This window comes from Xanthomarina sp. F1114 (assembly GCF_026410255.1).
Taxonomy (GTDB): domain Bacteria; phylum Bacteroidota; class Bacteroidia; order Flavobacteriales; family Flavobacteriaceae; genus Xanthomarina.
In genome coordinates, this window is the sequence record NZ_JAPMLL010000001.1 from 202,189 (window position 1) to 226,920 (window position 24,732).

Sequence of the window (24,732 nt, forward strand, 5' to 3'; positions counted from 1 at the left end):
CTATTTATCAGATTTAGGGGAAATTTCTTCAACATCATTCACCTTCATATTTCTAACCTTATCCCGTGTCATAGCTTTAAAATAAGCGGCGCGACTTAAAGGCTCGTATTCGTCTACTTCTCCAAGTAAAACTAAATTATCATTTTTAGATAGTCTATAACTGTATTGAGCTAGATTTCCAGTTCTGGTGCAAATGGCGTGAACTTTAGTAACATATTCTGCTGTTGCCATCAGGTTTGGCATAGGCCCAAAAGGATTCCCTTTAAAATCCATATCCAAGCCAGCTACAATAACGCGAACACCCTTATTTGCCAAATCGTTACAAACTCCAACAATCTCATCATCAAAAAACTGCGCCTCATCAATCCCAACCACATCGCAACCATCTGCCAGGATTGGAATGTTGGCTGCAGCAGGAACCGGAGTGGAACGGATTTCATTAGAATCGTGAGAAACCACCATATCTTCATCGTAACGCACATCGACTGCAGGTTTAAAAATTTCCACTTTTTGCCTTGCAAATTGTGCACGTTTAAGCCTACGAATCAATTCTTCCGTCTTTCCAGAGAACATGGAACCACAGATTACTTCAATCCATCCAAATTGTTCTTTATGATTTACTGTATTTTCGAGAAACATTTTGTAATTTTAACACTAAAACAAAACCATATTTCGTTTTGTATAAAGGTGGCGCAAATTTATTAAAAATCAAACCCATAAAATAGATTAAATTTTAAAAGTTATGAAGAAGAAACTTGAAGCAGAATTAATGAGCATTGCTCATAGGATTCTGAAGCTAAAAGGCCAAGATAATATAAATAAGATGCATAAAGAAGTAGCAACTCTTTACGAGAAATTGACGGTTTTAAAATTTGCAAAAGAAAACCTCAACAACGACTTACCAACTATTGGTAGCGACTCTTCTTTCTTTGGAATGCTAGATGTGGCATTTAATAATAAAGTGAGTGATAATATAGAGTTTGAAGATAGAACTTATGTAAATTTAGACGATAGAGATCACGACGAGATCATGGAGCCAGCTATCGAAAAAATTAAAGACATGGTGGCTCAAATGCCTCAAGAAGCAGAACATATAGACGCTATTTTTGAAAAAGTTACTTCTACAAAACAAAACCCTAAAGACGATTTCGACCAAATAACAGCAGGTTTTAGCGAAATGCCCGAATTTGATCCCGTACCAACAGAAAACAAAAAAGAAGACATAAAAAAATCGCTAAATGATAAACTTAAAGGCGGAGGCTTACATATTGGTTTAAACGATAAATTAGCTTTTATAAAACACCTTTTTAATGGAGAATCGGCAGATTATGATAGGGTTCTTTCTCAAATTAACACCTCAAGTACTTTTGAAGAAGCTGAAAACTTAATTCAAAATGTAGTAAAACCAGACTATAATAACTGGGAAAACAAAGAAGAGTTTGAAATGCGTTTTATGGGAATCCTTGAAAGTAAATTTAATTAGATTTCCATTTCTGCCATTAGACAGACAGGTTCACTAAAATATTATGAGTAAACTTTATATTGTACCAACTCCTATTGGAAACTTAAAAGACATGACTTTTAGAGCTGTTGAAGTTTTAAAAGAAGTCGATTTAATTTTAGCTGAAGACACTAGAACTTCTGGGAAGCTATTAAAACATTTTGAAATTTCGACACCTACACAATCCCATCACATGCATAACGAGCATAAAACGGTTGAAGGTATAGTCAATAAAATTAATAGCGGGATGACTATGGCTTTAATTAGCGATGCTGGAACCCCTGCCATTTCCGATCCTGGGTTTTTATTAACACGCGCCTGTATTGAAAACCATATTGAGGTGGATTGCTTACCTGGTGCTACTGCTTTTGTGCCAGCATTAGTAAATAGTGGGTTACCAAATGATAAGTTTGTTTTTGAAGGATTTCTTCCTATAAAAAAAGGGCGCCAAACTAGGCTTTTACTTTTAGCTGAAGAAACCAGAACCATTATTTTTTACGAAAGTCCGCATAAACTCATTAAAACATTAGGTCATTTCTGTGAGTATTTTGGGGAAGACAGACCTGTTTCCGTTTCTAGAGAATTAAGCAAACTTTATGAAGAAACCATTAGAGGTACGGCCAAAGAAGTCCTGGAACATTATACCAACAAGCCTCCAAAAGGTGAGATTGTAATTATTGTTGGCGGAAAATCTTAAAAGCTGTTTTTTACTGCCATTCTAAACAAAAATGAAGAGTCTATTAAAAGATATCAGGCAATGTACTATTTGCACAGCCCATTTACCTCTTGGTCCACGACCTATAGTCTCCGCTCATGCAGAATCCAAAATAATTATTATAGGTCAAGCTCCAGGGTTAAAGGTTCATAAAATTGGGATTCCTTGGGATGATCCTAGCGGGAAGCAGTTGAGGAAATGGCTCAATATAACTGATGACGTTTTTTACGATGAAAGTAAATTAGCTTTAGTTCCAATGGGATTCTGCTATCCAGGAAAAGGTAAATCTGGCGATTTACCACCAAGACCAGAATGCGCTCCGCAATGGCATCAAAAATTACTAGAAAAAATGCCAAATGTAGAATTGATTATTCTAATTGGTATGTATTCGCAAAAGTATTATTTAAAAGGTAAAGCCAAAAGAACCTTAACCGAAACAGTAGCTAATTATAAAGAATACTTACCAAGGTTTTTGCCATTACCACATCCTAGTCCAAGAAACAGATTCTGGCTGACTAAAAATCCTTGGTTTGAAAAAGAAGTTATTCCTGTTTTACAAGAAAAAGTTGGTACGCTTATTGGATAATTGGCTATTTTTGTAATTCTTCAAAAAACTCCCTCAAAATCATGATAAAAAAACTTCTATTAGCTTCTGCATTTAGCTTTTTGGCAATCTTTCAGTCACAATCTCAAACCGAGAGCAAACTAAAAACCGATAATACAAACCAGTACTTAATATCGAATCTGTTTTCAGGAGATCTATCCTACGAAACTACAGCTTTTGTCGAAAAGTATTGGCGGGTTGTTGGTAATACTGGTTTTAATAAAAGCATCTTCTTTGTTGCTAATCACTTAGAAAAAGCTGGCTATGTTTTGGAGGAAAATGCCACAGCAGAGACTAGATTAACGTATCGTATAGAAAAACGCGCGTTAAAAAACCCTACATGGGAAATTGTGGATGCTCAAGTGTCTATACAAGGAGAAGCCAAGCCACTATTATCTCAAGAAAGCAATCGAAACATGGTGGCATTAAATTCCTTTAGTACGCCAAAAGATGGGGTAACTGCCGAAGTAATTTATGTTACCGACGTTCAGAAATTAAAAAATATGGATGTTAAAGGTAAAATTGTTTTTGCCGAAACCAGTCCAGCACGTATTTTTAATATGGCTATTGTACTCGGTGGTGCCATTGGTATAATGACTTATGATAATCCATCGTATTTGCAACCCGAAAAAAATACAACCTCCATTCAGTTTCGTTCTATTCCCTTTAATGATAAGGCTAAAGGCTGGGCCATTGCTATGTCTTACGAAGCAAAAGAGCGCCTTAAAGCATCACTTTTAAAAGGAACTGTAGAACTTAAAGTTCAAATTGATACCAATATCTACAAATCGGAAGAACTAACTTTGGTGGCGGATATTAAAGGAAGCCAATTACCAAAAGAACGCTTAGTTTTTAGTGCACATGTGCAAGAACCGGGTGCAAACGATAATGCAACAGGTGTTGGAGTTGCCTTAGAGATGGCATCACTTTCGGCTAAATTATTACAAGAAAAATCTTGGAATCCTAAACGAACCTTAACCTTTCTTTGGGGCGATGAAATTATCTCAACTAGACGTTATGTCGAAGAAGATAAAAATCGTGCAAAAGATATTAAATGGGGAATAAGTTTAGATATGGTAGGCGAAAACACAGCCATAACAGGCGGTTCGTTTTTAATTGAAAAAATGCCAGATCCAAGTGCTATCTGGACGCGAGGTAAGGACAGACATTCAGAATGGGGTGGGCGCGTGATGCGATTAAATGAAATGAAACCCCATTATTTAAACGATTTTGTTATTCGCCAATTTAAAGCACAAGGAAAACGCGCTAATTGGGAGGTAAACACCAACCCTTACGAAGGTGGTAGCGACCATATGCCGTTTTTACAGAATGATATTCCTGGTGTCTTATTTTGGCATTTTACCGATCAATTTTATCATACAGATAACGACCGATTGGATAAAGTTTCTAAAGAAACCCTAAAAAATGTGGGAATAGCTTCTTTAAAATCAGCTTATATTCTATTAAATGCTGATGAAAACACAGCGCAAGAAATGCTTGAAACAATAAAGTCTGCCGCCATTTCTAGATTAGAAGAAGAGTTAAAACAAGGGAAAATTGCGTTAACAAAAGGTGATAAACTATCTGAACAAATTGAAATAATTAAAGCCTGGGAAGATTGGTATTTAAAAGCCATTGCCTCAATTTCTGACATGTCGCCAAAATCCACTATCTTAAATGCAGCAATAAAAAAAACACAGCAGGAAATATCAGCTTCAGCAAATCAAGCTATAGGTGCATTAAACAACAACTAATAATTTTAAAAATCTAAAAAATGGCAAATACAAACAAAGTAACTACTCACTGGAAAGGGAATATGCAATTTGAATCGGATAATCCAAATGGAAAAACCGTTTTAATAGATACATCTCCAGAAAACGGAGGACATAATTCTGGCTTAAGTCCGAAAGCCATGATGCTTTCAGCTCTTGCAGGCTGTTCTGGATTAGATGTGGTGTCTGTTTTAGATAAAATGAAAGTGAAAATTTCTGATTTTAGAATGGATACTTATGGCGAATTAACAGAAGAGCATCCAAAATATTACCACAGCGTTTCGGTAGAATATCACTTTTACGGAGAAGACCTGGATGAGAAAAAAATTAAAAGAGCTGTCGATTTATCCATTGATAAATACTGTGGCGTTATGGAAATGTTTCGCAAGTTTGCAACGGTAAATACCTCAATTCATTATCATAATAAATAACAATTGTCATGCTGAGCTTGAGGTGACATCTATATAATAGATTCTTCAATTTGTTCAGAATGACAGAAATGTTAAAAATATGCGTTGGACTTTAAAACCAAAACCTCAAGCCGAGAAAATAGTTTCCCTTCAAAAAGCACTTCAAGTAGATGAAGTTGTTGCTACTTTGTTATTACAGCGTGGTATTGAAACTTATGATGCTGCCAAAACATTTTTTAGACCAAGTTTAAACCAATTGCATGATCCATTTTTAATGAAAGATATGGATAAAGCCGTTGAGCGCATTGAACAAGCTTTAGCAAATAATGAAAATATTTTGGTTTATGGCGATTATGATGTGGACGGAACTTCTTCTGTCGCATTAATGTCCACTTATTTAAAAACAAGATCAGAGCAAATTGCCACCTATATTCCGGATAGATACGACGAAGGTTATGGCGTTTCTATAAAAGGTATCGACTTTGCTCACGACAATGATTTCTCGCTGATTATCGCTTTAGACTGTGGTATTAAAGCTATTGATAAAGTAGCTTATGCCAAAGAAAAAGGTATCGATTTTATAATTTGCGATCACCACAGACCAGGAAATGAGCTCCCAGATGCTGTGGCCGTTTTAGATCCAAAACGAAACGATTGTAACTACCCATTTAAAGAACTTTGTGGTTGTGGTGTTGGCTTTAAACTTATTCAAGCATTGGCAAGCAGAGAAGGAAAGCCTGTAGTAGAACTAACCGAATATTTAGACTTAGTAGCTACGGCTATTGGAGCAGATATTGTTCCTATTGTTGGAGAAAATCGTGTTTTAGCTTATTTGGGACTTCAAGTTATTAATAACAATCCAAGACCTGGAATTAAGGCTATTATCAATCAGGCAAATAAAGAAAATTTAACTATTACAGACGTGGTGTTTATTGTGGCTCCAAGAATAAATGCTGCTGGACGCATGAAACATGGCAACTATGCCGTGACTCTATTAAGTGAAACCGATTATAATTTAGCCGAAACCTATGCCGAAGACATAGAGGCCTTTAATACAGACAGACGGGAAGCAGATAAAAGCATCACAGAAGAGGCTCTTGAACAAATAATTAAAGATAATGAGCAGGACCGGTTTACTACGGTTGTTTATCATGAAACTTGGCATAAAGGTGTAATTGGAATTGTTGCTTCCAGATTAATCGAAACGTATTACAGACCAACCTTAGTGTTTACAAAAAGTGGAGACAGACTAGCAGCTTCGGCACGCTCAGTTTCTGGTTTTGATGTATATAATGCCTTAGAAGCTTGTTCTGAACATATCGAGCAATTTGGAGGTCATAAATACGCAGCAGGACTCACGCTTAAAGAAGAAAATTACGAAGCCTTTAAACAGGCTTTTGAAGATGAAGTCTCAAAAACAATTGATAAACATTTACTAATACCTGAAGTTAGAATTGATTTTAATATGAATCTACATCAAATAAACCGGAAACTATGGCGCATTTTATGCCAGTTTGCGCCTTTTGGACCAGGAAATATGACACCTGTTTTTATGACAGAAAACTTAAAAGATACAGGTTACGGAAAATGTGTAGGAGAAGACGATAAGCATCTACGTATAACCGTTTCGCAAGGAGGAGATAAAAAATTAGTCTGTATTGGTTTTAATTTAGGAGACAAGCTACATTTAATTAAAAACAAAAATACGTTTAAAGCTGTTTATACCATTGATGAAAATTATTGGCAAGGCCGTACCTCACTTCAGCTGAAACTAAAAGATCTTAGAGAATAGAGCTTAAATTTTACTTTTTAAAACCTCTATTTATAGTTTCTTATTAAAATCTAAAAATAAAAAGAGAATCTAATTTACATTTGCACTGAATTATAAATTTAGCTTACAAGACTTTTCAACTTGTAGTTTCTAATAATAATGAAACCGTTTCCTGTCTTCGCAGGAAGTTATTATGGCAAAAAAAGATCCATACGCCGCTTTACGAATAAAAGAATTCAACATTTTTTTACTATTGCGTTTTGCTTTAGTTTTTGCATGGTCTATGCAGTTTATTATTATAGAATGGCAGGTATATAGTATTACTAAAGACCCTTTATCTCTAGGTATAATTGGACTTATGGAAATTATTCCAGCCTTATCCATGGCTTTATTTGCTGGACATATAGTCGATCAAAAAGAGAAAAGAAATTTATTAGCTGTTTGTATTTCATTTTTCTCATTAATAAGCTTGGGGCTTTTTCTACTAACATGGCCTAAGATTGTTGAAGGTTGGTCCACAAACACTATTTTGTACTGTATTTATGCTTTGGTGTTCTTTGGAGGTTTTATCAGAGCTTTTTTTGGGCCCACCATTTTTTCATTAATTGCTTTAATTGTTCCAAAGAAAATTTATCCAAATGCTGCTACCTGGAGTAGTTCTACTTGGCAAATGGCATCCGTTTTAGGACCTGCAACTGCAGGTATTTTAATTAGCGTTATTGGCGTTCATTGGTCTTTATGCTTTGTTTTTGGATTAGTTATGTTTTCATTAATCACTTTATCACAAATTAAAAAGAAACCTATTTTAAACCCTAAAATTGGCGAACCTGTGATGCAGAGTTTAAAAGAAGGTGTCAAGTTTGTATTTAAAACTAAAGCCATTTTAGGTGCTTTGACATTAGATATGGTTGCAGTTCTTTTTGGTGGTGCAGTAGCTTTACTTCCTGTTTTTGCTCAAGATATTTTAAAAGTTGGCAGTGAAGGCTTTGGGGTATTGCGGGCTGCTCCTGCAGTTGGAGCTTTTTTAACCATGTTGGCAACAGCTTATCTTCCAATTAGCAAAAATGCAGGCATGAAATTACTAGGAGCTATTTTTGGATTTGGAGTTTGTATAATTGTTTTTGGCTTATCGTCTATTTTCTGGGTTTCGGTGGTAGCATTATTCTTTAGCGGGGTAACAGATGGTGTTTCTATGGTAATTAGACAAACCATTTTACAGATTAAAACGCCAGACCATATGAGAGGACGAGTATCTTCTGTAAACTCTATGTTTGTAGGTTCTTCAAACGAACTTGGTGCTTTTGAAAGTGGGGTAACAGCCAAACTTATGGGAACAGTAACTGCTGTAGTTTTTGGTGGAACCATGACACTGCTAACTGTAATTACTACAGGAATTGTGTCTCCTTCCTTTAGAAAATTAGATTTAAGAAAAGATATTGAAGAACATGAGAGGGATGATAATTAATAAAAGTACAAGAAATTAATACTCCTTCAACTCCATCTTTTCCCCATCAAAAACACCGTAAGTATAATAGCTAATCCAATCACCAAGATTGATGTATTTGGCATTGTTGTTTAAATCGATATCTAAAGGCAAATGTCTATGTCCAAATACGTAATAATCTCTGTGTTTTTCTTCTTCCTTTTTTTTGCAGTATTGTACGAGCCATTCGTTGTCTTCGCCTAAAAACTTGGCATCTTCATCTCCAGAAATCAGCTTGTTTTTAACAGACATATATTGTGCTAATCTCACTCCTAAATCTGGATGCAACCACCTAAAAAGCCATTTACTAAAGGGATTGGTAAACACTTTTTTCATGCGTTTATATCCTTTATCTCCTGGGCCTAAACCATCTCCATGACCAATTAAAAAGGTCTTGTTATTAAAAGTGAATTCTTTAGGTTTATGATAGACAGGAATATTTAATTCTTCTTCAAAATAGCCATTCATCCAAAGGTCATGGTTTCCAACAAAATAATAAATAGGAGTTCCCGAATCGCTTATTTCAGCAAGCTTTCCAAGAGTTCTGGTAAAGCCTTTTGGGACAACGGTTTTATATTCAAACCAAAAATCGAACAAATCGCCAATTAAAAAAATAGCGGCAGCATCTTCTTTAATTTCATCTAACCAAGCTACAAACTTTATTTCACGAGGCCGTGATTGCTCTGGAGTTGGTGCTCCAAGATGATTATCGGAAGCGAAATAGATTTTTTTTCCTTTGGGAATATTCATGAAGTAAATATAATTAATTCCTGCCAAGGCAGAAATCTTATTATGATAGTTTATGTTTTTAAAATGAAACTCAGTTATTGCTTTTTAAACTTGCCTACAAGCAAAAGCAGTATTAGAAAGAAGAATATGAGGCTAACTGTTCTTTCGGGCAAAAATGTTACATTTTAAGATGAGATCCCTGTTTTCATAGGGATTTGTTATCGCTTGCATACCATTCAGCAAAACTAGTATCTGTTTCTTGTAGTTTTAACGAAAATAAGTCAATATGTTCTGGTAATTCTTTAATTATTTTTTGTGCAAAGTCTGTAACCATCATCTCGCTAGTTGGCTGATAATCTACTAAAAGCACACTATGTCCTCTATCTTGTAGCTCTTTTGCCAATTCCACATGTGGTGTGTTTTTATTAAAAACGGTGGCATGATCGAAGACATCTACAATTTCATTTTTTACTATTTTTTTTAAATCTCCAAAATCTATAACCATTCCAAACTTCACATTATTAGAATCCTCAATAGGTTTTCCAATAACCGTTACAGACAATTTATAACTATGCCCATGGACATTTTTACATTTGCCATCGTAACCATATAAAGCGTGTCCAGTTTCGAATGTAAATTGCTTTGTTATTCTAATTTTACTCATTGTAAATTTTATTAGTTGTGCAAAGATAGTTGTTTTGTAAAAGCAATTGGTTTTTAGTCTACATTTGCGCACTTTTTTAAATTTTTTATAAAGAATGAATCAGCTTTTTGAAGACCTATCTTTTGTTGAGAATCCTCAATATGAGTCTATTATTGAAGATATTCTAGCGCAACAATACTCAATTGTGGAAGACTTTTTTACTTCCGAAGAAGTTTCGGTTTTAAGAGAATCTCTAATAGAGAAAAATGAAGAAGATGCTTTTAAAAAATCAGCTATCGGAAATCGCGTAAACGAGCTGATTATAAAATCTGTTCGTGGAGATATTATTTTATGGATAGATGAATTAAAAGCCAATAAGGCCGAATTATTATTTTTCAATAAAATAAATAGTTTAATAAATTACTTAAATAAAACTTGTTTTTTAGGCATTCTGCATAAAGAGTTTCATTATGCCATGTACCCTAAAGGAACGTTCTACAAAAGACATATTGACACCTTTCAAAATGACGACAGACGAAAACTCTCCATTGTTTGTTATTTAAATGAGGATGGTTGGTTACCAGAAAATGGTGGTGAATTGGTTTTGTACCTAGACGAAAATGGTAAAGAAACAGAAAAGGTGATTTATCCCTTTCCTGGACGGGTAGTAATTTTTGAAAGTCAAATTATAGAACACGAGGTAAAACCTGTAAACAAAGAAAGAATGAGTATTACAGGTTGGTTAAAAACGCGTTAGTTTAACGATTTTTTCTACGGTTATACACGTAAATAATTATAAGTACGACTGCTAAAACCAGAAACAAACCGTTTCCGCTTAAAAAGTTTAAAAAATCCATATTAATCTTTATTTATTCTGTTTTTATTATATCTATAAATCATATATGCAATTAATACAAGTACTACAAAAGGAATAAAAGAGCCAATAAATATTCCAATTTCATAGGAACCGTCGGGAGCTTCTTTTATTTTTTCATTAATATCAACTTCTTGAATTAAGTTTATAATTGCAAACATCATTTTAATTTTTTCTAAAGTTAATCCTTTTGACTAAGTGGTAAAAATTCTCTTCTAAATTTTATAATTAATGGAAAGCCTCTAGCCACAATCCAACAGGTAAAGGCTGTAAAAATAGCATAAAGTTTTAGACCTAAACTGTCTAACCAAAACAAAATAGGCACAAATACAAGAAATGTAGAAATCAATAAAAGGTTTCGCAATTCTTTCATTTTACCAAGACCTTTAAAAATCCCGTCAAAAATAAAAGCAATAGCACATAGAGGTTGCATGGCTAAAACCATCCAGAATATGTTATAAAACTCTTTCAAAACTTCGGGTTCCTTGGTAAAAATGGTTCCTATAGAATAGTAGAATACCCCTCCAAGAAGGGCTAAAATTAATCCTAAAGTAATTCCATATCTAATAAGTTTATTACTTAATTCAATAAGTTTATCATACTCTTTTCCGCCTAAGAGCTTTCCAGATAATATATTTCCGGCGCTAGCATATCCATCAACAATAAATGCTCCTAAAAACCATAAATTAATTGCTATAGTATAAGCAGCTATATATTGTTTTCCATAACTAGTAGAAAAAGCACTTGCTAAATAAAGAGTGATGTTTAAGGCTAAGGTTCTTACAAATAAATTAAGAATCATCGAGGTAAAGCGTTTCATCTCCTTATTAAAAGGCAGTGTTAATTTTAAAGAAATTGGTGTTTTCTTCAACAAATAATATCCGGACAAAACAGCCATCAATAATTGTGCAACCACGCTTGCATATGCTGCACCCTGGATATTCATGGCAGGAATATACCCTTCAATACCATAGACCAAAATAAAATCTAAAATAATATTCGATCCAGCGCCAACAATAGCGATTATCATGGGGTAATACGTATTTTGTAAACCTCTAAAAGTTCCAAAAATTGCAATAGTAAATAATGTAAAAGGAAAACCAAATACACGAATTTTATAATATAGCACACTATTGTCTAGAATAAGATCTGAAGCATTATATAGTTTAAAAATCTGTTCGGCAAAGGGGTAGGTTACCAAAATAATTAGAATACTTAAAGAGGTAATAATAAAAATAGCCTGAGCCGGTAAGTTTTTAACCTTGTCTAAATTATTAGCGCCTACATATTGAGACACAATGGACGAAATAGCGCTTCGGGTTTGACCTAATACCCAAATTAACATAGAAATAAACGAACCAACAATACCAACAGCTGCTAAAGATTCTGTTGCGTTTATATCTATATTTCCAACAATTGCCGTGTCTGTAATAGATAAAATAGGTTCGGAGACTCCAGCTATTAAGGCTGGAATAGCTAATTTATTAATATGTTTTAGACTTATGTTTGTGCTCACAGGACTAGTTCGTAACAATAAAATGGGGATTCGCTTTGATTTGGAAAATATATTTCTCCCAACCGTTTATAGTTGCGAAGTTCGTAAAATTTTTGATTTCGTACGTTTTTCGAAAAGGTATCCAATCTTATAGATACAAAATGATTGTTTTTAGCTAATGTTTCAGCAAAATTCATAAGTTTTCGGGCGTAACCTTTTCCCTGCTGTTCTGGATGCACAGCTAATCTATGAATATAAATATTATTGCTATTTGGTATTAGCCATTTAATAGGAATATACTCTTTATCCATAAAGGTTGAAACAACAATACAACCTATAATTTTTGAATTAGTTTCTAAGACGTATAGTTCGTCTCTTAATACATCATTTTCAAAAGCCTTTTTACTTGGGTAGTTTTCATTCCATTGAAAAACACCTTGATTTGTCATAAAAAGAGCACAAGTCCTAGTTATTTTCAAAATACTATCAATATCCTTATAAGTAGCTTTCCGAATCATTTTTAATGTTTACTTTTGCAAAAATTATCGTGTAAATTTAGTTTTTATTTATTGATTATGAAGAATATATTAGTTCCTGTTGGTTCATCTCCAAATGCTGTAAGCCATTTACAATATGCCGTAGATTTTGCTAAGGCTTTTGGTGCAAAATTATTTGTTGTTCAAATTTATGATATCTATTCTAAAGCCGGAACCATGATTAAGGTGGATGAAATTTTAGAACGTGAAAGTTATAATTTTTTAAAAGCGCATATTTCTAAGGTAGACACGAAAGATGTAGAAATACATATTAAAACCTATAAAGGAAAATTGGTAGAAACTATAGAATCGAGAGCTAAGTCGTTGAATATTGACCTTATTCTGTTAGAACCTAGAACAAATTCTGTTAAAGAGGAGGTTTACCTAGGAAAAACTTCAGGAAGAATAATAAAGCAAACTAATATTCCTGCATTGATAGTTCCAGAAGGCTATGTTTTCAAACCAATTATTTACATTCTAATGGCTTTAAAATCTGCTGTTATTAAGAAAGATGACGCTTTAAAACCATTACTAGATATTAAAGATCAATTTAAGTCTATCGTAAATTTATTATTGGTAAAAACACCATTTCACAATGAGGGCGATTTTGACATAGACGAGAAGTTAAAACCTGTTATAACAAACACAACTTACACTGAAAATGCAACCACTTTTCAGGGGGTTTTAGAACATTATAAAGATAATGATCCAGACTTATTGTGTGTTGTAAGACGCAAGCGTGGGTTTTTCAACAAACTATGGGAAAAGAATACAATTTTGAAAAAGGATTTTCAAAGTAACACGCTACCTGTTTTAGTTTTAAGTGGTTTGAAATAAACTGGCTTTAAGTATTTATTATAGGGTGCTTTCTCTAAATTTTAGAACCAAAAACGGAAAATTCAATAGTAAAAAAGAACAACACAGAGCTTTAGGCATCAACCTTGAAAGCGTTAAAATAAAATAGGCTGGATATATAAAAAGAATTATCTTTGCCAACTCAATTTAAGAGAATCCACTCTAAATAGGTTGAAGACATAAATTGAAATTTACCTCCGAGACTTTTATTGGAAGAAAGTGACGAAAAAACAATTTGGGGATTAGCCCGCCTAAACGACTTTAGTCGGGCAGGGAGCGCTACTAACAACCAATGGTTAGTAATTGAAATAATGTATTTTATTTATATTCTTTATAGCGATAGTTTTGATAGATATTATGTAGGAATGTCTCATAATGTTTTAGAACGATTAAGAGCGCACAATAGAGGTAAAACAAAAAGCACTAAAGCTTTTATTCCATGGGGAATTGTTCATACGGAAGAATTTGAAACAAGAGTGCTGGCTAGAAAAAGAGAAAAATATTTAAAGTCTGCTGCTGGAAGAAGGTGGCGAAAAAATAATTTGGGGGATTAGCTCAGTTGGCTAGAGCGCTACGCTGGCAGCGTAGAGGTCATCGGTTCGAATCCGATATTCTCCACAAATAAAAAAGCGTCTTTATTTTTATAAGGACGTTTTTTGTTTTATAAAATCGATGCTTCTATCTATCACCAATTTCAATTTTTCTGGTAAGTGTTTATTCTGCCAAGGATGCTTTGAATCAAAGACATGATTGGTGTTTTCAATAGGCATTAAAACACTATTTGGATTCCAGGCATGTATTGCTTTTGCTTCATCAAAAGAAACGGATAAATCCTTAACGCCATGTATAATAAGGTGAGGAATTTTAATTCGTTTTGTAGCTAATTCTATATTTAGTCGGGTTTCATTTGCTTTAAAATCTTCATAGAACTGATAATAATGAGGCATTTGCTGCTTGGTTCTTCCGTTTAAAACATATTTAACCCCATCTTTTTTCCATGTCTCTAAATCGCCAATAGTTGCAGTTCTTTTCGCAAAATCGCATACGCTAGCCCACGTTATTAATCGTGATATTCTAGAGTCTTCCGAAGCAAAAATAGTTGCAATTCCACCTCCTCTGGAATGGCCTATTAAAGTAATGTTATTAATATCTATATCTTCAAGAAACAGATTTTCATTAGCAAGTAAATAATTCAATATATCTTTAAGGTCCTGTAGCTCTTTGGAATAATTATTTTCAGCAAAGGCGTTTAAATCTGGAAAATCTATCGGATTTTCTGTCGTACCTCCATTATGTGAAAAATTGAATTTCACAAAAAATAAGTTTTCATTTTTAAAGGCCGCAGCAGCTAACCCCCAACTTCCCCAATCTTTAAAACCTTTGTAGCCATGGCAAAAGATAACTAAAGGTTTTGGTGTTCCAGATTTATTAAAATAAGCGTCCCAAACTATTGGCTTTTGTTGATTTATATGTAAAACAAGGTTCTTATGTATCATGATATCTCTTTTTCAATAAAATCTATCTCTGGATTACAAATTTCTAAAATAAGCTTTTTCAATTGTGCTTCAAAAGAGTTTAAAGTGTCTTCAGATATTGCTGTGTTTTTATTCCTATCGTAAGTACTTTCTTTTTTAGCAAATTTTAAAAAACCGGAACTCAAGTTTTTAAATGAAATTATACCTCCTTCTACTGGAAGATTCACTTTTTCATCTTTAAACATGGCATAAGCGTAACATAACACTTGGAAAGATTTGCTGTATTTTGTGTAATCTGTGGTTAAGTCTACCCAATCTAAAACCTCCACTTGATTCTGCAATACTTTTCCTGTTTTATAATCGATTATTCTGGTAGTTCCATTATACTCGTCGATTCTATCCACTTGACCCGTTATATATACTGGATAATCTAGTTCGGCCATTTCTATTGGCACACGGTTTTCACTTTCAATACCTACAATTTTAATTTTATTTCCAGCTTTTAGTTCTTCGATTTCACGATTTAAAAAGTTGTTTAAGTAGCGCTTTGCAATTTCAAAAACTATCAGGTTTTTGCCTTTTGTAAGATCACCTTCTTTGAAGAATTCTTTAAAATAATATGTAACCCGTTCGTCGACTTGAGTTTTCATTTTTACTACTATTTCTGCAGTAATATACTCGCCTTCAAAAGGTTTATAAAAGTCCTCTAAAGTGTTATGAATAACGTTTCCTAAAGTATTAGCAGCAACTGTTTCCTCGACTTCCTCGTATTCCGTTATTTTTAAAATTTTCTGATTGTAAAAATCTATAGGGTTTCTAATATAGTTTGTTAAAGATGATGGCGAAAACCCTTTTTCTGCAATCTCTTTAAGGCAATTTAAAACGGCTTGATTTTTCTTTACCTGATTGATCTCTACCTGAGGTAAACTAAGGTTTGGTAAAACCATTTTATGAGAAATATTATGGATGCCTTCTAATTCTAATTGGGTTATAAATCGGCTTTTTTCTCCTCCATTTAAAACATCCGCCTCAGTATTATATAAAATATGAATATTCTTTGCGCGCTGAATCAATCTATAAAAGTGATATGAATAAACAGCGTCCTTTTCTTTATAAGTTGGTAAGTTGTATTGCAGTTTAACATCGAAAGGAATAAACGAGTTATTACTTTTTCCTGAAGGCAAAACACCTTCGTTGACTGATGAGATAATTACAGTTTCAAAGTCTAATACTCGTGATTCCAACATTCCCATTACCTGTAATCCTTGTAAAGGTTCGCCTTTAAAATCTAAAGTTTCTGTACTCAATAAATTTTTATATACTTCAAAAAGCGTTGCAGTGTTTTTTAAATATGGATATTTGGTTTGAAGTCTAGTTAGTTCATTGAACAACTCGTTAAATCTATAAAGGTATTCGAGATTCAATATATTATGCGACTTCTGTTTGTCCAGATAGTCCTTTATAATTAATATTAGTTTTTGAGTCTGTTTTAAAGCTATATCCGCATTGTTATTCCAATAACCAAACAAAACCTCCGTAATATTCTCAAAACCTCCTGAGAGCTCCCTTATTTTATCTGTAGTTAGATACACTAAGTTATTCTTCTTTATTGTATCTATAATCTCGGTTACTTTTGTCTTTTTATCGACCTCAAATAAAGGACTGACGTTTTGATGTGAGAGTATGGCAATGACATCCTTATAGTAATATGTTTTGTTATTATCTTTATGTAGATAGAATAGTTTTTCAAATAAGGTAGCAAGGGGAACCGTATTTAACGGAAGTCCCATGGTAATATTTAAAGCGTCTACTGATTTAGGAAGTGAATTTAATACGGGTAATAACAAAGTCTCGTCACCTAACACAATAGCGGTTTTACTTATACTTCCGTTATCTTCTGTTAGATTATTTAGAATATGACCTATTTGTTTTGCTTGCCCAATATTTTTAGGAACTCCATAAACAGAAATACTCTTTTCTTGTATATAATTATTAGTAATCCATTTAAAGGAATTGGTTTTAAAATAAGTCCATGACGCTTTATATTTTCTAGTGAACAGCCCAGCATGATGCATTTGATTATCCAAAAAACTTTGTTCCATGTCCCAATAGATTTCAGCAAGCCCATTTTGGAGCAATTCTTGAATAATGGTTTCTTCGGCTGTATTTAATGCATTGAAGCCAAGAAACACCAGTCTTTTATTTGAATTATTTTGAATATAGTCTTCAATATTATTTACGGCTTCTCTATAAATTAAACCTTGGAACCCAACTTGTTTACTTGTTAGAAACTCTGTAAAATGTTTGTAATACTGATAAAGTTTATTCCAAAAAGCTAGATATTTCTTTACAAATTCAGTTTTATTGTCTTGCAGCGACCAATGATTTATATCTTGAATAGCACTTAAATAATTAAATATCTCCTTTTGAGGAATCAGGTAACGATCAATTTCATTAAAATCTTGAATAATAAGTTGTGCCCATTTGGAAAAAGATTCAAAGCTATCCCGCTCGACTTTTGGTGTTAATTTTATATAAACTGTATAAAATTCGAAAAGCAACTCGGTATTAGAAATTGGTTTTAATTGAGAAAGATTGCTTGTAAATTCTTCAATACTTAGAATTTCTGGAGAAAAAACGGTTTGTTCCCATACTTGAGGAATCTGGTTTTTTAAGAAAACCCCAGCTCTTTTACTAGGCAGAACAAAAGTGAGGTTAGAAATATCTTCTGTGTTCTCTTTTAATACTTTTAGTACTTCTTGTATAAATGTTGTCATACTTTAAAAATAAAAAACGCCCCGAATAAACGGGGCGTTTTTAAAACTATTTTATGTTTTAATTAGCTTATTTTACTAAGTTAATTTCAACTCTTCTGTTATTAGCTCTACCAGCTCTAGTTTTGTTAGAGTCTATTGGTCTAGTTTCACCATATCCTTCACTAGATAATCTATCAGAAGCAATTCCGTTTTCGATTAAGTAGTTCATTACAGAACTAGCTCTCTCTTTAGATAACTTCATATTAAGAGCATCGCTACCTACACTATCAGTATGACCTTCAATACTAAATTTAGCATTTGGATATTCGTTTAAGATTCCAATGATATTTGCTAATACTTCAGCTGAATGAGTTTTAATACTAGCTTTACCAGTATCGAATAAGATTGTTTTAGCGTAAGCATTTAATGCTTTCTTAACAGCCTCAGTAATTTCTGGACAACCATCGTTTGCAACAGTACCAGGCTCGTCTGGACATTTATCATCTTTATCAGCAACACCGTCACCGTCTCTATCTGGCCAAGGACATCCTTTGTTTGCAGCAGGACCTGCTTCATTAGGACATTCGTCTAAATGATCAGCAACACCATCGCCATCAGCATCAGGACAACCGTTTAATTCTTTTAAACCAGCAACTGTAGGACATTCGTCTAAGTGATCTGGAACACCATCTCCGTCAGTATCAGGACATCCGTTAAACTCAGCTAAACCAGGTTCGTTAGGACATTCATCTTTACTATCTTCAATACCATCACCATCAGTATCAGGACAACCGTTAAATTCAGGTAAACCAGCAACTTCTGGACAAGCATCGTCTTTATCGTAGATGCCATCTCCGTCTGTATCTTTTCCACCAAATTTAAATGTTAAACCAGCATAGTGTTGGAAGTGTGTAGATAAGTAATCTTCGAACGCGTGTTTGTATGTACTTTGAACAGTTAAGCCAATATTTTCAGATAACCAAAAGTTAAAACCTAAAGCACCATTAAGTGTTCCTGCTCCAATTTTGTCTACCCAAGTGTAACCACCACCTATTCCTAGGTAAGGATCAATAACTTTAGACTTAAGTAATCTCCCGAAACTATATTTTACAGTTCCATCTAATCCGTAATAAGATAAATCGTTAACTTCAGAATCTCCAAAGCTTTCAATTTTGTTGATAGATCCAGTTACTCCAAAAGAGAAACCATTACTAAGGTACTTTGAAACGGATAAACTAGACAAAGAAGGAAGAATGTTCCAGTGATCACGAGCATTAAAATACTCATCAAAATAATCACCAAGTGGAGCGTCTTCTCCTGTTGGATAGAAATCAACGGCGTTTACTCCTAGACTAATAGCCCACGGATTGTTTTCATCTTGTGCATTAATGCTGCTAAAACTTAACATAAGCAACATTGCAAACAATAATCTGCTAAGATTTTTCATATTCAAATATTTAATTTTTAAGTGTTAATTGTAAGCAAAAGTAAGTTGTTAAATATTATTAACAAAGACAAATATAGAAAAATATTGAATAATTTACCTAAATTCTGCTTGTTTGTCTGAAATTTTTAAATTATTTCTAAAGATTTACCCACTTTTATAAAGGCTTGAATGGCTTTATCAAGGTGTTCTTTTTCGTGTGCAGCCGACAACTGCACTCGTATTCTTGCTTTTTCTTTTGGAACTACAGGGAAAAAGAAACCAATAACATAAATTCCTTCTTCTAAAAGTAAATTTGCCATCTTTTGTGCCAATTTAGCATCGTAAAGCATAACAGGTACAATAGCTGAATCTCCATCAACAATATCAAATCCTGCTTGTTTTATTCCCTTTTTAAAATATTTTGTGTTTGATTCCAACTTATCTCTTAAAGTGGTATTGTTTTTTAACATATCGAACACCTTAATAGATGCTCCAACAATTGCCGGCGCTAAAGAATTAGAAAATAAATAGGGTCTAGAGCGCTGACGTAAAATTTCAATAATTTCTTTTTTACCTGTTGTATAACCTCCCATGGCACCGCCCAAGGCTTTTCCAAGAGTTCCAGTAATAATATCTATTCTATCTAAAACACCCTTTTCTTCTAGAGTACCAATTCCTGTTTCTCCTATAAATCCTGTGGCATGACATTCGTCAATCATTACTAAAGCGTCATACTTATCTGCCAAGTCGCATATTTTATCTAATGGTGCAACTAAACCGTCCATGGAGAAAACCCCATCAGTAACAATAATTTTAAATCTAGCATTATTCTTATTTGCTTCTATTAATTGCTTTTCTAAATCTGCCATATCGTTATTTTGGTAACGATATCTTGCTGCCTTACATAATCTAACTCCATCAATAATAGATGCATGATTTAAGGAATCTGATATAATAGCGTCTTCGGCTCCAAATAAAGGTTCAAATACGCCTCCATTAGCGTCGAAGGCAGCCGCGTAAAGAATTGTGTCTTCTGTGCTGTAAAATTCAGCAATTTTACGTTCTAATTCTTTGTGAATGTCTTGTGTTCCACAAATAAAACGAACAGACGACATACCAAAACCGTGCGTATCCATAATATCTTGTGCTGCTTTTACAACTTCTGGATGAGACGAAAGGCCTAAATAGTTATTCGCGCAAAAATTTAAAACGGTTTCACCTGTATCAAGAGTAATTTCTGCACCTTGAGCAGAAGTAATGACACGTTCGGTTTTATATAAACCATTATCTTTTATGTCCTGAATTTCGTTTTCTAAATGTTCTTTAATTTTTCCGTACATGTGTTCTTGTTTTTTACAAATTTAAAACTCTTTTACCTCAATACCATCATTTATATATACAAGTATTTTTTTTCTAACTTTTATATTCATTTCTGTCAAAATGCTTTCATACTCTTCTAATTGATTTATATGCTTTCTGTCTATAGCTCCCGTTTTATAATCTATAAGCACCACATTTTTTTCATTTTCAAAAACCAATCTATCAGGACGATACATACCTCCCGATTTTGCTATAATATCACGTTCATTATAAACAGATTCTTCCGTATTAAAATAAGCATTTAAATCTTTATGTTCTACAATATCCAAAACAATTTTTTTTAAAACTTGAGCTTGTTCTATTGTTATAATATTAGCATCCATAAAATCGTCTAAAACAAAATCAACATCCAAGTTGGTTTTTATTTGGGACATTATATTATGGATTAAATTTCCTTTTTCTATAGCGTCTTCTTGTGCTGTATTCCATAAATATCCAGAATTAGTAACAATTTTTATGTTATGCTCTTGTTTTGGGGTTGAAATAAAATTAGTTTGCTCCATTGTATCTTTGGAAAGTGGCTTTCTTGGAGATGTCTTTAATGGATTACCAAAATTATAAAGCATTTGGTTTTCATCCCACAAATTGAGGTAAATAAGATAACTTATTAAAAATCCTGAATAGGTTTTATCGTTGACTTCGCCCTTTGATTTTACATCTTTCTTAGATATTATATGCAATTGTTCTACTGCTCTAGTTAAAGCCACATAAAACAAATTAATATTATCTAACTCTTGTTCTGCTCGATGCTTGTTGTATATCTGATGTCCAACTTCTCCAAAATATTCAAAATCCTTATTGAAATTTAATAAAGCATATGGAAAGCCTTGAAAACTATCTTTGTTTAATGGAAACCATTCTTTAGGCTCTATCTCTCTATAAATATCCAGGTCTGCAAATGGAAAAATAACGACTGGAAATTCCAAGCCTTTAGATTTATGGATAGTCATAATTTGAACAGCATCTTGTCCTAAAGGAGATACAATGCTTAGGTTGTCTTGTTTTTTTTCAAAATGCTCAAGAAACCCTGCCAGATCTGAAAGTTTTTTCTGAGAATACTCAAACACAAAATCTAAAAAATATTGCACATAAGCATTGGAAGTTTTTACTAAATTAAAATCTCTAACTACCGTTTCTGCTAATTCAAATAAAGATAATTGCAGCAGCTGATTTTGATTTATATAAATATTAAATTCCTCCAGCTGTTTTAGCATTTCCGACAACCCCAAACTCAGATAGGATTCAAAAAACGCATGTTTATCTTCAACCTTAAAAATACCTGCCAAATAATTTAAAACTTGAATTTTAATTTCGTTGTTTTTGGGCTCTTGTAAAAGTTTTAAAAAACTGATTACAAAGTTGACTTCTGGAGAATTAATTAATAATAAAGTTTCAGAAGATATAAGGGGGATTTGTTGCTCGTTTAAATAATTAGCAATGGCAATACCTTCTTTTTTCTTTCGCACAAGAATGCAAATATCGCTATAACTAAATCCGTTATCCAATACAGTTTGGATTCGTTCCATGGTTTTTTCAGTGTATAACTGAACCGCATCATCTTCTTTTCCAATATCTAAAAACTCCACACTTACAAACCCTTCTTCTTTCTTGGTTGGCTCCTGATACGAGTTTTGATACAGCTGTGCATAATCTTCATTATTTAGCTTTGATTGAGATAAGAACTCAAAGAAACCATTATTAAATTTTAGAACCTCTTGAAAACTTCTAAAATTATTAGGCAAATTAATTACGTCTTGCGAGACTTGAAACGGATTATTTGCCTTATTAAACAAATCTATAAACTGTTCGGCTTTTCCTCCTCGCCATCTATAAATAGCTTGTTTAGCATCTCCCACCAACATAACGGAACCTGTTTGATCATTGTTATTTTCTTGAGACAAGCTATTATCTATTAATGGTTTTAAGTTTTCCCATTGCAAGACAGATGTATCTTGAAATTCATCTATAAAATAATTCTTGAATTTATCTCCTAAACGCTCGTATATAAAAGGAGTGGGCTGGTTTTTTATCTCTTCGCTAATAAGTGCATTAAACTCAGAAATAAGCACCTTATTTTGCTCTTCTTTCAAGTTAATTAGTTCTTTGTTAATAGCATTTAAAACTGATAGAGGTGTAATATTTCTATAACAGGCTATTAAAAACTTATAATGAAAAGCAGCTTTTTTAGTCTCGTTAAAGGCAGAAGCTATTTCGGGTTGAATGGCATCAATTACAGATGCAATATCTGGGGAAACTCGTTTAGGATACAATGTTTTACTCTCTATATCTACCTGCCATTTTGAATCCCAGTTAACCAAAAAATTAGCTTTTGCCAATTTTTGAAAATGTTTTGGTAAGAAGCTTCCAGAAAAATCATCAAACTGCAAGCCACTTTCTTCAATAAGAGTTAAAACTCTTTGTGCTTGTAATACAATTAATTCTTCTGTAGTTTTAATATCATTTTTTAGCTGCTTTTTAAGAGCTTTAAAATCGTCTAAAGTTTTATCTTTAAGCGCATTCAAAAAAGGCATATCGTCTTCACTTACAAGGAGTTTAGATATTTTATTAAAATCGAATGAAACGTCCCAACTTTTATCATCGTCTGCTTTTTCAATGGCAAAATCTACTAAGATTTTAGTAAGTTCCTTTTCTGTTCCTGCTTTGGAAATTAAACTATCTACGGCTTCACTCAATAAAGCTTCTTGGTCCAGTTCTACTTCAAAGTTTAAAGGTAATTTTAAGTCATAAGCAAAAGTTCTAATAATTCTATGAGTAAAACCATCTATGGTCGAAATATCAAAAGCTGCATAATTATAGACAATGGAGTTTAATATTTTTTTTGATTTCTTATGAAGTTCCTCTGCATCCATTTGTAATTCATCGCAAATAATTACAAACATATGGTTTGGGTTCTCCAAAGTCTCTTCAGAAGAAAATTCCGTTAAAGTTTCAACAATTCGCTCTTTCATTTCGCTAGCGGCCTTATTTGTAAAGGTTATTGCCAAAATATTTTTAAAAGCGTCATTAAAAGGAGACTGAACAAGAATTTTTAAATATTCCTTTACAAGCGTAAACGTTTTTCCACTTCCTGCCGAAGCATTATACACCAAGAAAGAACTTTTATTGTCCATAAAACAGAATTTTTACACAAGATAAAAACTATCGATGATTTGATAGGTATATATTATTTTTAATTGCTGTGATTTATGCGTAAATTTGAATGAATTAAATATTAACACTTAAAAACATACATATTATGGCTTTCGATTTACCGAAATTAAAATACGCTTATGATGCCTTAGAACCTCATATTGATGCTAGAACAATGGAAATTCACCATTCTAAACACCATCAAGGATATACAAACAATTTAAACGCTGCTATTGAAGGAACAGATTTAGATGGGAAAACTATTGAGAATATCCTTCTTAATTTAGACATGGATAACAAGGCGGTTAGAAATAACGGAGGAGGTTTTTATAACCATTCTCTTTTCTGGGAAGTAATGAACCCTGAAGGAAAAGGACGTTTATCTGGTCCTTTAAAAGATGCTATTGAAGCTGCTTATGGTTCTGTTGAAGATTTTAAAGAAAAATTTAGTAAAGCAGCTGCTACGCAGTTTGGTTCTGGATGGGCTTGGTTATGTGTACATAAAGGAGGAAAAGTTGAAATTTGTTCTACACCAAATCAAGATAATCCATTAATGCCAGGAGTTGGTTGTGGTGGTACACCAATTTTAGGATTGGACGTATGGGAACATGCTTATTACTTAAATTACCAAAACAGAAGACCAGATTATATTAATGCGTTCTTTAGCGTAATTAACTGGAATGAAGTTGAAAGACGTTATGCTGAAGCTAAATAAGTAGAAACTTATTTACTTTATAAAGGAAAGCAAATCTGAGAAGGTTTGCTTTTTTTTATGAGCATAGCCAGAAATGAAAAACTCTGGAGGTATTTGTGGTTGGAGTTCTGTTTTAAATTTAAATAAAATTAAAAGCCATCTGTCAAAATAACCCTAAAATGAAAAAAGGTGAACGAGTGTTCACCTTTTTTGCCCCAAATCTACCATAAACTTAACCTACTTATGTTATGGTAAACACAAATATATAATGGTCTATACTCTAAAAAAAAATAATTAGACAAACTGCTTATAAATCAGGACAAAAGAAGAATTTACTTGTATATAAGTTATAAGTCTAAGAAATAAGCTTCTTTTTTGACTGTGAATTAATAAAACTATTTTATAAATGTGAATAAAACATTGAAGTTAAAAGGAGTAAAAATAAAAAAAGGCGAACGAGAGT

At 33.1% G+C, this 24,732-nt stretch carries 22 protein-coding genes and 1 tRNA gene; 12 read left to right on the forward strand and 11 right to left on the reverse strand.

Going from position 1 to position 24,732, the window contains the following annotated elements; genetic code table 11:
• A complete protein-coding gene (locus OS188_RS00835; protein ID WP_267146912.1) occupies nucleotides 1–639 on the reverse strand; it encodes a thymidine kinase in 639 nt (212 codons plus the stop codon).
• A 103-nt stretch (nucleotides 640–742) separates the two neighbouring features.
• Here OS188_RS00835 and OS188_RS00840 point away from each other — a divergent pair, with 103 nt between their 5' ends.
• From OS188_RS00840 to OS188_RS00870, 7 genes are all read left to right on the forward strand, one after another.
• Nucleotides 743–1,483 carry a DUF8457 domain-containing protein gene (locus OS188_RS00840; RefSeq protein WP_267146913.1) on the forward strand — a complete coding sequence of 247 codons (741 nt, stop codon included), beginning with the start codon at nucleotides 743–745 and terminating at the stop codon, nucleotides 1,481–1,483.
• A gap of 43 nt (nucleotides 1,484–1,526) precedes the next feature.
• Nucleotides 1,527–2,198 (forward strand): 16S rRNA (cytidine(1402)-2'-O)-methyltransferase, encoded by a 672-nt coding sequence (gene rsmI, locus OS188_RS00845; RefSeq protein ID WP_267146914.1) that lies wholly within the window; start codon nucleotides 1,527–1,529, stop codon nucleotides 2,196–2,198.
• A gap of 31 nt (nucleotides 2,199–2,229) precedes the next feature.
• Nucleotides 2,230–2,802, forward strand: a complete 573-nt coding sequence (locus OS188_RS00850; RefSeq protein ID WP_267146915.1) for a uracil-DNA glycosylase family protein — start codon at nucleotides 2,230–2,232, stop codon at nucleotides 2,800–2,802.
• Between the two features lie 41 nt (nucleotides 2,803–2,843).
• Nucleotides 2,844–4,574 (forward strand): M28 family peptidase, encoded by a 1,731-nt coding sequence (locus tag OS188_RS00855; protein ID WP_267146916.1) that lies wholly within the window; start codon nucleotides 2,844–2,846, stop codon nucleotides 4,572–4,574.
• Nucleotides 4,575–4,594: 20 nt separating this feature from the next.
• Nucleotides 4,595–5,023 carry an OsmC family protein gene (locus OS188_RS00860; protein WP_267146917.1) on the forward strand — a complete coding sequence of 143 codons (429 nt, stop codon included), beginning with the start codon at nucleotides 4,595–4,597 and terminating at the stop codon, nucleotides 5,021–5,023.
• Nucleotides 5,024–5,102: 79 nt separating this feature from the next.
• Nucleotides 5,103–6,794, forward strand: coding sequence for a single-stranded-DNA-specific exonuclease RecJ (recJ, locus tag OS188_RS00865; RefSeq protein ID WP_267146918.1), 1,692 nt, complete (start codon nucleotides 5,103–5,105; stop codon nucleotides 6,792–6,794).
• Nucleotides 6,795–6,966: 172 nt separating this feature from the next.
• Nucleotides 6,967–8,238, forward strand: coding sequence for an MFS transporter (locus OS188_RS00870; protein ID WP_267146919.1), 1,272 nt, complete (start codon nucleotides 6,967–6,969; stop codon nucleotides 8,236–8,238).
• A gap of 15 nt (nucleotides 8,239–8,253) precedes the next feature.
• Here the strand turns inward: OS188_RS00870 and OS188_RS00875 are convergent, their stop codons facing one another.
• Both OS188_RS00875 and OS188_RS00880 read right to left on the reverse strand, forming a co-directional pair.
• Nucleotides 8,254–9,006: a UDP-2,3-diacylglucosamine diphosphatase gene (locus OS188_RS00875; protein ID WP_267146920.1), complete on the reverse strand. Its 753-nt coding sequence runs from the start codon at nucleotides 9,004–9,006 to the stop codon at nucleotides 8,254–8,256.
• A gap of 184 nt (nucleotides 9,007–9,190) precedes the next feature.
• On the reverse strand, nucleotides 9,191–9,649 hold the full coding sequence (locus OS188_RS00880; RefSeq protein ID WP_267146921.1) for a 6-pyruvoyl trahydropterin synthase family protein: 459 nt from the start codon (nucleotides 9,647–9,649) through the stop codon (nucleotides 9,191–9,193).
• A 94-nt stretch (nucleotides 9,650–9,743) separates the two neighbouring features.
• Between OS188_RS00880 and OS188_RS00885 the strand changes: the two genes are divergently transcribed.
• Nucleotides 9,744–10,385, forward strand: coding sequence for a 2OG-Fe(II) oxygenase (locus OS188_RS00885; RefSeq protein WP_267146922.1), 642 nt, complete (start codon nucleotides 9,744–9,746; stop codon nucleotides 10,383–10,385).
• 101 nt (nucleotides 10,386–10,486) lie between these two features.
• Here the strand turns inward: OS188_RS00885 and OS188_RS00890 are convergent, their stop codons facing one another.
• The 3 genes from OS188_RS00890 to OS188_RS00900 are packed head-to-tail and all read right to left on the reverse strand — an operon-like array spanning nucleotide 10,487 to nucleotide 12,515.
• Nucleotides 10,487–10,666, reverse strand: a complete 180-nt coding sequence (locus OS188_RS00890; protein WP_267147019.1) for a hypothetical protein — start codon at nucleotides 10,664–10,666, stop codon at nucleotides 10,487–10,489.
• A 17-nt stretch (nucleotides 10,667–10,683) separates the two neighbouring features.
• Nucleotides 10,684–12,018 carry an MATE family efflux transporter gene (locus OS188_RS00895; protein WP_267146923.1) on the reverse strand — a complete coding sequence of 445 codons (1,335 nt, stop codon included), beginning with the start codon at nucleotides 12,016–12,018 and terminating at the stop codon, nucleotides 10,684–10,686.
• Nucleotides 12,015–12,515, reverse strand: coding sequence for a GNAT family N-acetyltransferase (locus tag OS188_RS00900; protein ID WP_267146924.1), 501 nt, complete (start codon nucleotides 12,513–12,515; stop codon nucleotides 12,015–12,017). Before OS188_RS00900 ends, OS188_RS00895 begins: the two co-directional genes overlap by 4 nt.
• 57 nt (nucleotides 12,516–12,572) lie before the next feature.
• Here OS188_RS00900 and OS188_RS00905 point away from each other — a divergent pair, with 57 nt between their 5' ends.
• The 3 genes from OS188_RS00905 to OS188_RS00915 all read left to right on the forward strand — a co-directional run bounded on the left by OS188_RS00905 (nucleotide 12,573) and on the right by OS188_RS00915 (nucleotide 14,006).
• The gene (locus tag OS188_RS00905) at nucleotides 12,573–13,370 is read left to right on the forward strand and encodes a universal stress protein (RefSeq protein WP_267146925.1); all 798 of its coding nucleotides are present in this window, start codon (nucleotides 12,573–12,575) and stop codon (nucleotides 13,368–13,370) included.
• Between the two features lie 227 nt (nucleotides 13,371–13,597).
• The gene (locus OS188_RS00910; RefSeq protein ID WP_267146926.1) at nucleotides 13,598–13,942 is read left to right on the forward strand and encodes a GIY-YIG nuclease family protein; all 345 of its coding nucleotides are present in this window, start codon (nucleotides 13,598–13,600) and stop codon (nucleotides 13,940–13,942) included.
• Nucleotides 13,933–14,006, forward strand: a tRNA-Ala gene (locus OS188_RS00915). Before OS188_RS00910 ends, OS188_RS00915 begins: the two co-directional genes overlap by 10 nt.
• A 23-nt stretch (nucleotides 14,007–14,029) precedes the next feature.
• On the opposite strand, the gene OS188_RS00920 is transcribed toward OS188_RS00915, so the two are convergent.
• From OS188_RS00920 to OS188_RS00940, 5 genes are all read right to left on the reverse strand, one after another.
• Nucleotides 14,030–14,884, reverse strand: a complete 855-nt coding sequence (locus OS188_RS00920; protein ID WP_267146927.1) for an alpha/beta hydrolase family protein — start codon at nucleotides 14,882–14,884, stop codon at nucleotides 14,030–14,032.
• A complete protein-coding gene (locus tag OS188_RS00925; RefSeq protein WP_267146928.1) occupies nucleotides 14,881–17,640 on the reverse strand; it encodes a PD-(D/E)XK nuclease family protein in 2,760 nt (919 codons plus the stop codon). Before OS188_RS00925 ends, OS188_RS00920 begins: the two co-directional genes overlap by 4 nt.
• Nucleotides 17,641–17,707: 67 nt before the next feature.
• Complete coding sequence (locus OS188_RS00930; protein ID WP_267146929.1) at nucleotides 17,708–19,066, reverse strand: OmpA family protein; 1,359 nt, start codon at nucleotides 19,064–19,066, stop codon at nucleotides 17,708–17,710.
• Nucleotides 19,067–19,191: 125 nt separating this feature from the next.
• Nucleotides 19,192–20,385 (reverse strand): glycine C-acetyltransferase, encoded by a 1,194-nt coding sequence (kbl, locus tag OS188_RS00935; RefSeq protein ID WP_267146930.1) that lies wholly within the window; start codon nucleotides 20,383–20,385, stop codon nucleotides 19,192–19,194.
• Between the two features lie 21 nt (nucleotides 20,386–20,406).
• Nucleotides 20,407–23,556, reverse strand: a complete 3,150-nt coding sequence (locus tag OS188_RS00940; RefSeq protein WP_267146931.1) for a UvrD-helicase domain-containing protein — start codon at nucleotides 23,554–23,556, stop codon at nucleotides 20,407–20,409.
• 125 nt (nucleotides 23,557–23,681) lie between these two features.
• Here OS188_RS00940 and OS188_RS00945 point away from each other — a divergent pair, with 125 nt between their 5' ends.
• Nucleotides 23,682–24,290 (forward strand): superoxide dismutase, encoded by a 609-nt coding sequence (locus OS188_RS00945; RefSeq protein ID WP_267146932.1) that lies wholly within the window; start codon nucleotides 23,682–23,684, stop codon nucleotides 24,288–24,290.
• Nucleotides 24,291–24,732: the final 442 nt, after the last annotated feature.

Bases quoted from the DNA above. Each gene is read 5' to 3' on its own strand.
- OS188_RS00835 (WP_267146912.1), bottom strand. From the start codon at position 639: ATGTTTCTCGAAAATACAGTAAATCATAAAGAACAATTTGGATGGATT.
- OS188_RS00840 (WP_267146913.1), top strand. From the start codon at position 743: ATGAAGAAGAAACTTGAAGCAGAATTAATGAGCATTGCTCATAGGATT.
- rsmI (WP_267146914.1), top strand. From the start codon at position 1,527: ATGAGTAAACTTTATATTGTACCAACTCCTATTGGAAACTTAAAAGAC.
- OS188_RS00850 (WP_267146915.1), top strand. From the start codon at position 2,230: ATGAAGAGTCTATTAAAAGATATCAGGCAATGTACTATTTGCACAGCC.
- OS188_RS00855 (WP_267146916.1), top strand. From the start codon at position 2,844: ATGATAAAAAAACTTCTATTAGCTTCTGCATTTAGCTTTTTGGCAATC.
- OS188_RS00860 (WP_267146917.1), top strand. From the start codon at position 4,595: ATGGCAAATACAAACAAAGTAACTACTCACTGGAAAGGGAATATGCAA.
- recJ (WP_267146918.1), top strand. From the start codon at position 5,103: ATGCGTTGGACTTTAAAACCAAAACCTCAAGCCGAGAAAATAGTTTCC.
- OS188_RS00870 (WP_267146919.1), top strand. From the start codon at position 6,967: ATGGCAAAAAAAGATCCATACGCCGCTTTACGAATAAAAGAATTCAAC.
- OS188_RS00875 (WP_267146920.1), bottom strand. From the start codon at position 9,006: ATGAATATTCCCAAAGGAAAAAAAATCTATTTCGCTTCCGATAATCAT.
- OS188_RS00880 (WP_267146921.1), bottom strand. From the start codon at position 9,649: ATGAGTAAAATTAGAATAACAAAGCAATTTACATTCGAAACTGGACAC.
- OS188_RS00885 (WP_267146922.1), top strand. From the start codon at position 9,744: ATGAATCAGCTTTTTGAAGACCTATCTTTTGTTGAGAATCCTCAATAT.
- OS188_RS00890 (WP_267147019.1), bottom strand. From the start codon at position 10,666: ATGATGTTTGCAATTATAAACTTAATTCAAGAAGTTGATATTAATGAA.
- OS188_RS00900 (WP_267146924.1), bottom strand. From the start codon at position 12,515: ATGATTCGGAAAGCTACTTATAAGGATATTGATAGTATTTTGAAAATA.
- OS188_RS00905 (WP_267146925.1), top strand. From the start codon at position 12,573: ATGAAGAATATATTAGTTCCTGTTGGTTCATCTCCAAATGCTGTAAGC.
- OS188_RS00920 (WP_267146927.1), bottom strand. From the start codon at position 14,884: ATGATACATAAGAACCTTGTTTTACATATAAATCAACAAAAGCCAATA.
- OS188_RS00925 (WP_267146928.1), bottom strand. From the start codon at position 17,640: ATGACAACATTTATACAAGAAGTACTAAAAGTATTAAAAGAGAACACA.
- OS188_RS00930 (WP_267146929.1), bottom strand. From the start codon at position 19,066: ATGAAAAATCTTAGCAGATTATTGTTTGCAATGTTGCTTATGTTAAGT.
- kbl (WP_267146930.1), bottom strand. From the start codon at position 20,385: ATGTACGGAAAAATTAAAGAACATTTAGAAAACGAAATTCAGGACATA.
- OS188_RS00940 (WP_267146931.1), bottom strand. From the start codon at position 23,556: ATGGACAATAAAAGTTCTTTCTTGGTGTATAATGCTTCGGCAGGAAGT.
- OS188_RS00945 (WP_267146932.1), top strand. From the start codon at position 23,682: ATGGCTTTCGATTTACCGAAATTAAAATACGCTTATGATGCCTTAGAA.